The sequence below is a fragment of the Micromonospora sp. NPDC005252 genome, from assembly GCF_042872475.1.
Lineage (GTDB): Bacteria > Actinomycetota > Actinomycetes > Mycobacteriales > Micromonosporaceae > Micromonospora.
Genome location: NZ_JBIAKN010000016.1, coordinates 70,922 through 79,592 on the forward strand (window position 1 = coordinate 70,922; position 8,671 = coordinate 79,592).

11 protein-coding genes are annotated in these 8,671 nt (G+C 71.8%); 10 read left to right on the forward strand and 1 reads right to left on the reverse strand.

All coding sequences use genetic code 11. The annotated features are described in order from the left end of the window. Positions 1–4: 4 nt before the first annotated feature. The 5 genes from ybeY to ACFYPH_RS28585 all read left to right on the forward strand — a co-directional run bounded on the left by ybeY (position 5) and on the right by ACFYPH_RS28585 (position 4,458). Positions 5–478, forward strand: coding sequence for an rRNA maturation RNase YbeY (ybeY, locus tag ACFYPH_RS28565; RefSeq protein ID WP_007463954.1), 474 nt, complete (start codon positions 5–7; stop codon positions 476–478). Then, positions 454–1,878, forward strand: a complete 1,425-nt coding sequence (locus tag ACFYPH_RS28570; RefSeq protein ID WP_354862038.1) for a hemolysin family protein — start codon at positions 454–456, stop codon at positions 1,876–1,878. Before ybeY ends, ACFYPH_RS28570 begins: the two co-directional genes overlap by 25 nt. Beyond that, complete coding sequence (locus tag ACFYPH_RS28575) at positions 1,871–2,257, forward strand: cytidine deaminase (protein WP_234587216.1); 387 nt, start codon at positions 1,871–1,873, stop codon at positions 2,255–2,257. Before ACFYPH_RS28570 ends, ACFYPH_RS28575 begins: the two co-directional genes overlap by 8 nt. Further along, positions 2,254–3,159 carry a GTPase Era gene (gene era / locus ACFYPH_RS28580; protein WP_354862025.1) on the forward strand — a complete coding sequence of 302 codons (906 nt, stop codon included), beginning with the start codon at positions 2,254–2,256 and terminating at the stop codon, positions 3,157–3,159. The genes ACFYPH_RS28575 and era overlap by 4 nt, the downstream gene beginning before the upstream one ends. 162 nt (positions 3,160–3,321) lie before the next feature. Next, the gene (locus ACFYPH_RS28585) at positions 3,322–4,458 is read left to right on the forward strand and encodes an acyltransferase (protein ID WP_387186110.1); all 1,137 of its coding nucleotides are present in this window, start codon (positions 3,322–3,324) and stop codon (positions 4,456–4,458) included. Here the strand turns inward: ACFYPH_RS28585 and ACFYPH_RS28590 are convergent. Next, positions 4,445–5,251 (reverse strand): DUF4097 family beta strand repeat-containing protein, encoded by an 807-nt coding sequence (locus ACFYPH_RS28590; protein ID WP_354862021.1) that lies wholly within the window; start codon positions 5,249–5,251, stop codon positions 4,445–4,447. The two genes, ACFYPH_RS28585 and ACFYPH_RS28590, sit on opposite strands and share 14 nt — an antisense overlap. Positions 5,252–5,353: 102 nt before the next feature. Here ACFYPH_RS28590 and recO point away from each other — a divergent pair, with 102 nt between their 5' ends. From recO to ACFYPH_RS28615, 5 genes are all read left to right on the forward strand, one after another. Continuing rightward, positions 5,354–6,229, forward strand: a complete 876-nt coding sequence (gene recO, locus ACFYPH_RS28595) for a DNA repair protein RecO (protein WP_354862019.1) — start codon at positions 5,354–5,356, stop codon at positions 6,227–6,229. 8 nt (positions 6,230–6,237) lie between these two features. Continuing rightward, positions 6,238–7,038: an isoprenyl transferase gene (locus ACFYPH_RS28600; protein ID WP_354862036.1), complete on the forward strand. Its 801-nt coding sequence runs from the start codon at positions 6,238–6,240 to the stop codon at positions 7,036–7,038. 68 nt (positions 7,039–7,106) lie between these two features. After that, complete coding sequence (locus ACFYPH_RS28605) at positions 7,107–7,292, forward strand: hypothetical protein (protein ID WP_121655421.1); 186 nt, start codon at positions 7,107–7,109, stop codon at positions 7,290–7,292. Between the two features lie 276 nt (positions 7,293–7,568). Continuing rightward, positions 7,569–7,769: a thioredoxin reductase gene (locus ACFYPH_RS28610; protein ID WP_354854685.1), complete on the forward strand. Its 201-nt coding sequence runs from the start codon at positions 7,569–7,571 to the stop codon at positions 7,767–7,769. Next, positions 7,766–8,527, forward strand: a complete 762-nt coding sequence (locus tag ACFYPH_RS28615) for a pirin family protein (protein WP_355067066.1) — start codon at positions 7,766–7,768, stop codon at positions 8,525–8,527. The genes ACFYPH_RS28610 and ACFYPH_RS28615 overlap by 4 nt, the downstream gene beginning before the upstream one ends. The last annotated feature ends 144 nt before the right edge of the window (positions 8,528–8,671 follow it).

Here is an 8,671-nt window from a genome sequence, read left to right on the forward strand (position 1 = left end):
GCAGTTGTCCATCGAGATCGCCAACGAGTCCGGTGTCGAGGTCGACACCGACGCCGTGCTCGCCGTCGCCCGGCACGCCCTCGACGAGATGGGGGTCAACCCCCTCGCCGAGCTCTCCGTGCTGCTGGTCGACATCGACTACATGACCGAGCTGAACCACCGCTGGATGGGTGGGGACGGCCCGACCGACGTGCTCGCCTTCCCGATGGACGAGGGAAGCGTCGACCACGGTCCGGGCGAGAGCGCCCCCGCCGGCGGCGAGCCGGCCCTGCTCGGTGACATCGTGCTCTGCCCCGAGGTCGCGGCCAAGCAGGCGGCGACCGCCGGGCACGCCTCAGCCGACGAGCTGCACCTGCTCACCGTTCACGGGGTGCTGCACCTGCTCGGCTACGACCACGCCGAGCCGGAGGAGGAGCGCGAGATGTTCGCTCTGCAGGCTCGACTGCTGGCGAGCTGGCGGTCGACCCGCACCCAGTGATGTCCACTCCTTCGTTACTCGCGGTCGGCCCCACGGCCGGCCTTCCCGACCTGCAACTGATCGTCTTCGCGGCGGGCCTGGTGGTGCTGGGCGGTGTGATCGCCATGACCGAGGCGGCGCTCGCCGCGGTCTCGCCGGCCCGGGCCGCCGAGCTGGCCCGGGACGGTGTGCGCGGCGCCCGGACCCTCCAGGTCGTGGCCTCGGACGTCGTCCGGCACCTCAATCTGTTGCTGTTGCTGCGGCTGCTCGCCGAGCTGACCGCCACCACGCTGGTGGCGCTGGTCGCGGTGGACAGCTTCGGCGCCGGCTGGCGTGCCGCGCTGGTCACCGCCGGCGCGATGACCGTGGTCAGCTTCGTGGTGGTCGGTGTCGCGCCGCGCACCATCGGCCGGCAGCACGCGTACGCGGTGGGCCGGGCGGTCGCGCCGCTGGTCCGCTGGCTGGGCCGCGCGCTCAACCCCCTCGCGTCGCTGCTCATCCTGATCGGCAACGCGGTCACCCCGGGGCGCGGCTTCCGGGAGGGGCCGTTCGCCAGCCAGGTGGAGCTGCGTGAGCTGGTGGACCTGGCCGAGCAGCGCGGCGTCGTGGAGCACGGCGAGCGTCAGATGATCCATTCGGTCTTCGCGCTCGGCGACACCATCGCCCGCGAGGTGATGGTCCCGCGTACCGAGATGGTGTGGATCGAGGAGGGCAAGACCCTCGCCCAGGCGTTGGTGCTCTTCCTGCGGTCGGGTTTCTCCCGCATTCCGGTGATCGGGGAGAGCGTCGACGACGTGCTCGGGGTGCTCTACCTCAAGGACCTGATCCGGCGGTCGCGGGGCGGCGACCCGGACGCCGAGCAGTTGCCGGTGGCCGAGCTGATGCGCCCGGCCACCTTCGTCCCGGAGTCCAAGCCGGTCGACGATCTGCTGTCGGAGATGCAGGCGGCCCGCAACCACCTGGTCATCGTGGTCGACGAGTACGGCGGCACCGGTGGTCTGGTCACCATCGAGGACATCCTGGAGGAAATCGTCGGTGAGATCACCGACGAGTACGATGTCGAACGCCCGCCGGTCGAACGCCTCGCGGACTCCTCGGTGCGGGTGACCGCCCGCCTGCCGGTGGAGAACCTGGGCGAGATGTTCGGCGCCGATCTGCCCACCGACGAGGTGGAGACGGTCGGTGGCCTGCTCGCCCAGTCGCTGGGACGGGTGCCGATCCCCGGAGCGCAGGCCGAGGTGGCCGGCCTCCGGCTGGTCGCCGAGGGCACCACGGGCCGGCGCAACCGGATCGACACCGTCCTGGTCAGCAGGGTGGAGTCGGGCGACGAGCAGGACAGCACCGGGCGCGGCGACCATGCCGGCCCCGGGGACGACCCGGATCATTACCGAGACGAGGAGAGGCAAGCCGCCGATGCCTGAGACACCCGCCGCGCCCGCCGCCCGGCCCACCCCCACCGCGCCGGGACCGCTGAGCGCCGAGGACGGCAAGCTCGTCGTCCTGGCCCGGGGCGCCCGCGGGCGGGTCGGTGCCGTGGAGGGGGCCGCGGTCCGGGACTCCGACGGCCGGACGTACGCGGCGGCCAGCGTCGCGCTGCCCTCGCTGACCCTCACGGCCCTGCAGTTGGCGGTGGCCTCTGCCGTGGCCGCCGGTGCGGGCCGGTTGGAGGCGGCGGTGGTGGTGACCGAGGCGTCGACGCTTGACGGCGCCGGGCACGCCGCGGTACGCGACCTCGCCGTGGACGCGCCGATCCACGTGGCCGCCCCGGACGGCACCGTGCTCGGCACGGTGACCCAGTGAGCCCCGTCCGGGATCCGGAGCCGCGTCCGTACCGGGCCGGGTTCGGCTGCTTCGTGGGCCGGCCCAACGCCGGCAAGTCCACCCTGACGAACGCCATCGTCGGCACCAAGATCGCGATCACCTCGAACAAGCCGCAGACCACCCGGCACGTCATCCGGGCGGTGCTGCACCGTCCGGAGTCGCAGCTGGTTCTGGTGGACACGCCGGGTCTGCACCGCCCCCGTACGCTGCTCGGTGAGCGCCTCAACGACCTGGTCCGCTCGACCTGGACCGAGGTCGACGTGATCGGCCTGTGCATCCCGGCGGACGAGCCGGTGGGGCGCGGCGACCGGTTCATCACCGGCGAGCTGGCCGAGCTGAAGGCGACGGTGCTGGCGGTGGTCACCAAGACCGACCTGGTGGACAAGCGCCGGCTGGCCGAGCAGTTGCTCGCGGTCAGCGAGCTGGGCGAGTTCGCCGAGATCGTGCCGGTGAGCGCCGTCTCGGGGCATCAGGTGGACACGCTCGTCGACGTGATGACCAAATACCTGCCGCCGTCGCCCCAGCTCTACCCGGACGACATGCTGACCGACGACCCGGAGCAGGTGATGGTCGCCGAGCTGATCCGGGAGGCGGCCCTGGAGGGCGTCCGCGACGAGCTGCCACACTCCATCGCCGTGGTGGTCGAGGAGATGATCCCCGAGGGTCAGGTCATGAAGATCTACGCCGACCTGTACGTGGAACGGCCCAGCCAGAAGGCCATCGTCCTCGGTCACAAGGCGAGCCGGCTCAAGGAGGTCGGCACGAACGCCCGCCGGCAGATCGAGGAGCTGCTGGGCAGCCGGGTCTATCTCGACCTGCACGTGCGGGTCGCGAAGGACTGGCAGCGCGACCCGAGGCAGTTGCGCAAGCTGGGCTTCTGAGCGTCATCCGGCCGGCCTGCTGACGGCGGGTGCGGGCCGGCCTGATCGTTTCCGGTCGGCCCCATGGGCAGCCTCACGATCGGCCGGGGTCGGCGTCGTTTGGCGCGCGGGCCGCGAAGGGTAGGGGAGAAAGCACCGCGTCCCCGATCCAGATGCAGGCTGATGCGCAACAGATACCTCGATCTGCTCCGTTTCCTCGCCATCGTCCGGGTGGTCGTCTACCACGTCACCGGCTGGGCGACCCTCACCCTCGTCTTCCCCGCCATGTCGGTGATGTTCGCGCTGGCCGGCTCGTTGATGGCCGCCTCGCTCGCGCGGTCCGGCCCGGTGGCGGTCGGCCGCCGGTTGCGCCGGCTGTTGCCGTCGCTGTGGGTGCTGGCGGCCGTCTTCGTGCCGGCCATGCTGCTCACCGGGCTGGCGCTGTCGCCCCGGGTGCTGCTGTGGCTGTTCCCGATCACCGACCCGCCGGCGAACAACTGGGGCGCCCTGGCGCTGAGCATCATCTGGTACCTGCGGGACTACCTGTGGTTCGTGCTCGCCTCGCCGGTCGCGCTCTGGCTGTTCCGGCGGGCCCCGCTGCCCACCCTGCTCGCCCCGTACGTGGTGCTGGTGACGATCGAGGTGGGGATCTACCCGGCGCCGCCGGTGGTGCGCGAGTTCGGCCTGTACTTCGGCGCGTGGCTGCTCGGCTTCGCCCACCACGCCGGGATGCTGCGTCGACTCACCGGCCGGGTGCTGTACCCGCTGTCGCTGGGCCTCGCGGTCGTCGGTGGGGCCTGGATCGTCACGCATCCCGGCCCGCGCGGGTACGACCTCAACGACAACCACCTCGGCAACGCGCTCTGGTCGGCCGCGTTCATCCTGGTCGTGCTGGGTCGGGCGCCGGCCGGGGTGGCCTGGCTGGAGCGCAGCCGGCTGGCCGAACGGGTGGTGACCGTGTTCAACCGGCGGGCGCTCACCATCTATCTCTGGCACATGCCGTTCGTGGTGGCGCTCACCCCGCTGGTCGACGTGGTCGGCTGGTCGCACCAGGACCCGGTGGGGCTGGCTGTCCGGGTGCTGCTGGTCTTCGCGCTTGTCGGTCTGGTCACCCTGGCCGTCGGCTGGGTCGAGGACGTCGCCGCCCGTCGCCGCCCGGAGCTGATTCCCGCCGGCTCGTCGCGCCCGACCGGCCCGCCGGCCCCCTCCGACGGTGGTCCGGCGGGTCGTCTCGGAGTCGGCGAGACCGTCGGACGGGCGGCGGTACCGGCGCAGCGGGTGTCCGGAGCGGCGGCGACTGTCGAGATCAACGCTGGCTGATCGACACGTCGCCGCTGCCGGCCGAGCCGTCGAGCACCAGGGAGGCGGCCGGGTCGTCGGCGACGGTGATCCGGGCGTCGCCGGAGCCGGTGTTGGAGCGGACCCGGTAACTGCCGGCCGGCACCACCAGCGAGACGTCCCCGCTGGAGGCGTGCAGACGCGCCGAGGCGGCGGTCTCCAGCTCGACGACGACGTTGCCGGAGCCGGCCTCGGCGTCCGTCGTTCCGCCCACGCGGCGAGCCGTGATGTCGCCGGAGCCGGCGCGCAGTCGTACGGCCGAACGGGCCTCGCTCAGCTCGATGTTGCCGGAGCCGGTCTCCACGTCGATCGCACCGGCGACGTCGCTGATCCGCACGTCGCCCGAGCCCAGCCGCAGCTTCACCGCGCCGACCCTGGTCAGCTCGACGTCACCCGAGCCGCTCTCGCCCTGCACGGTCACGCCCCCGGGGACGGTCACCTCGTACGAGACGCTGCACCGGTCGCCGCAGTCGGTGTCCAGCACCAGCTCGCTGTCCTTGATCTCGTACCGGGCCTTGGGTTCGCCGCCCTGATAGCGCACGACCCGCTTGATCCGTGCCTCGCCCGCCGTGCCGTCGCCTCGGACGATCACGTCTCCGGAGCCCCCCTGCACCCGGATGGTGCTGATCTTCACCGCCTCGGTGTTGTCGTAGTCGAGCCGGCGGAAGGACAGGTTGTCGCACCCGGCGAGCAGGATGAGGGCTGTGGCCAGCCCCAACGCGACGGGCGCGGTGGCGTGGCGACGACGGGCGGCGGTGGTCTCGTGCAGTGCCATGGCGAGCACGCTACGGCCGGTGACGAGCCGGGCGCATCGGGGTTCGTCCGCGCGTCCACCCCGAACCAACCCTGATTTCACACCCCGAGGGAGAATGGTCCGATGGCCGGGTACCGCCGACAGCTCTACCGCGACGACGCGGTGGTGCTGCGCGTGCAGAAGCTCGGCGAGTCCGACCGGATCATCACGCTGCTCACCCGCCGGCACGGCCGGCTGCGGGCGGTCGCCCGGGGGGTCCGGCGCACGATGAGCAAGTTCGGCGCCCGGCTGGAGCCGTTCGGTCACGTCGACCTCCAACTCGCCGGTGACCCCAAGGGCAACCACGGCAGCTCGCTGCACACGGTCAGCCAGGTCGAGGGCATCGAGCTGTACGGCAAGCGGTTCCTCGGGGACTATCCCCGCTACACGGCGGCCAGCGCGATCGCCGAGACCGCCGAGCGGCTGACGCCGGTCGAGCGGGAGCCGTCGCTGCGGCTGTTCCAGCTCACCGTGGGGGCGCTGAAGGCGCTGTCCCGGGGCGAACACGCGACCACGCTGGTGCTCGACGCGTACCTGCTGCGCGGGATGGCTCTCGCGGGCTGGGCTCCGGCGCTGATCGCCTGCGCGGTCTGCGGCACCCCCGGGCGGCACCGCGCGTTCTCCGTGCCGGCCGGCGGCGCGGTCTGCCCGGACTGCCGGCCGCCCGGCGCGGCCCATCCCGCGCCGGCCACCATCGACCTGATGTCCGCGCTGACCACCGGCGACTGGGTGGTCGCCGACGCCACCGAGACCGGTGTACGTCGGGAGTGCAGCGGGCTGGTCGCGGCGCACCTCCAGTGGCATCTGGAACGCGCGCTACGCTCGCTGCCGCTGGTCGACCGGGGGCCCTCGGTCGCCGGCACGGTCCCGCCGCCGGGCGGCGGTGGGGCTGCGATGCTCCGGCCGCACGGTGACGTCGAGGCCGGTGCGGACGGCACGAGCAGGGAGAGAGCCGAGTGATCCGATCGATGAGGTCCGGCCGGCGGGAGCCGACGCCACCGACGCCGCACCCGTCCGGTGCCCGGCCGCCGGCGCTGCCGAGCGAGGCGGTGCCGAAGCACGTGGCCGTCGTGATGGACGGCAACGGCCGGTGGGCCAAGGAGCGCGGGTTGCCCCGCACCAAGGGCCACGAGGCGGGGGAGCACAGCCTCTTCGACACCATCGAGGGCGCGATCGAGATGGGCATCCCCTACCTGTCGGCGTACGCGTTCTCCACCGAGAACTGGCGGCGCTCGCCCGACGAGGTCCGGTTCCTGATGGGGTTCAACCGGGACGTGATCCGTCGACGCCGCGACCAGCTGGTCGACCTCGGCGTCCGGGTGGTCTGGTCGGGGCGGCCGGGGCGGTTGTGGAAGAGCGTCATCTCCGAGTTGCAGACCGCCGAGGAGATGTCCCGGGGCAACTCGACGCTGACCCTGCAGTTCTGTGTGAACTACGGCGGGCAGGCCGAGATCGGCGACGCCGCCGCGGCGATCGCCCGGGACGTGGCGGCCGGTCGACTGGACCCGTCGAAGGTCACCGAGAAGACCGTCGCGAAATACCTGTACCACCCGGAGATCCCGGAGGTGGACCTGTTCCTGCGGCCCTCCGGCGAGGAGCGGATCTCCAACTTCCTGCTCTGGCAGACCGCGTACGCCGAGTTGGTCTTCCTGGACACCCTCTGGCCGGACTTCGACCGCCGCCACCTCTGGTACGCGTGCGAGCTGTACGCCCAGCGGGACCGGCGGTTCGGCGGCGCGCTGCCCAACCCGGTGGCTCCGACGGTCTGAGCGAGGCTTATCCACCCGTCACGCTGGGTATCAGGAACGTCAGAAGCCACTGACGGAGGTGAACCCACATGATCCAGAAGCGCATTGCCCAGTGGGCGGTGATGGCGATCGCGGTGCCGCTGGCCGCGGCCGGCGCCCGCCGGCTCAGCCACACCCTGGAGGCCCGGCGTGGTCCCTCCGGGGCGACCCGGCTGCTGACCAGGGGCGCGGATCTGATCCGTCCGCAGAAGGCCAAGCGCCGCCGGTTCTGGTAACGCGAGACCATCCTCCCGGCGCCGCCCCGCACACGACGTGCGGGGCGGCGCCGGCGTCTCACCCTGTCGATCATGGAGTTGTGGTGGCCGGTTCGGTCGCATTCACGACTTTCGTTCACCGCCACAACTCCATGATCGACGCGGCCGGGGTGGGGGGTCTGGGTTGGTTGTTTCGGGGTTCGGGGAGGTGGGGGCAGGTAGGGTCCGGAGGTGGCGGGACTCGGCGGGAATCGGCGGCTGGGGGTGGATATGCGGGATCTCCGGTACAAAATGATCATGGCGTTGAACGCGGCGGATCTGGGCGACCCGATCTGCGAACAGGTCGCCGAGATCTGCGCCGAGATCGCCGAGCAGCACTGCGCGGAGTTCGGTCACACGCCGCAGCTGCGCACCGGTGAGATCGCCGAGCTGGTCACCGGTGAACCGGCCCTGACCTGGGCGCCGTCGACCCCCGACGCCGGGCAGCGTGCCTGGTGACCGCACCCGCGCCGTCGGTCGACCTGCGTCGGGCCGAGGACCGGTTCGCCACCCGGATCTCCTGGTTGGACTCCAAGCACTCCTTCTCGTTCTCCCGGCACTACGACCCGGCCAACACCCACCACGGGTTGCTGCTGGTGAACAACGACGACGTGGTCCGGCCCGGCGCCGGCTTCGAGACCCACCCGCACGAGGACATGGAGATCGTCACCTGGGTGCTGCGCGGCTCACTCGTGCACCAGGACTCCACCGGCCACTCCGGGGTGATCTACCCCGGCCTGGCGCAGCGGATGAGCGCCGGCACCGGCATCCTGCACTCGGAGAAGAACGACGCCTGGCGGCTCAACAACCAGGAGCCGCACAGCGACCCCGTGCACTTCGTGCAGATGTGGGTGCTCCCCGACGAACAGGGCGTCGACCCCGGCTACGAGCAGCTGGAGATCGAGGACGAGTTGCTGCGCGGCGGCCTGGTGCCGATCGCGTCCGGGATGGACCGCTACGACGGCGCGTCCGCGATCCGGATCCGCAACCGGTACGCGACCCTGCACGCCGCCCGACTCGGCCCCGGCGACGAGGTCACCCTCCCGGACGCGCCCTTCGTGCACCTGTACGTGCCGAACGGCACGGTGACCCTGGAGGACAGCGGCCCGCTCGGCACCGGCGACGCCGCCCGGCTCACCATGACCGGCGGCCGGCGGGTGACCGCCGACGAGCCGGCCGAGATCCTCGTCTGGGAGATGCACGCCACGGTCGCCTGACGGGTGCCCGCGCGTACCTGCCGTCGGGTCCCATGATCACGCTCGAACATGGATGTCAACGCCGTTGCGTTTAGCGCCGTGAGCGGGAGGCAAGTCCTTTCTCGAAGAGTGTGATTTCGGCGTGGAAGCTGTAGGTCTGTGTGG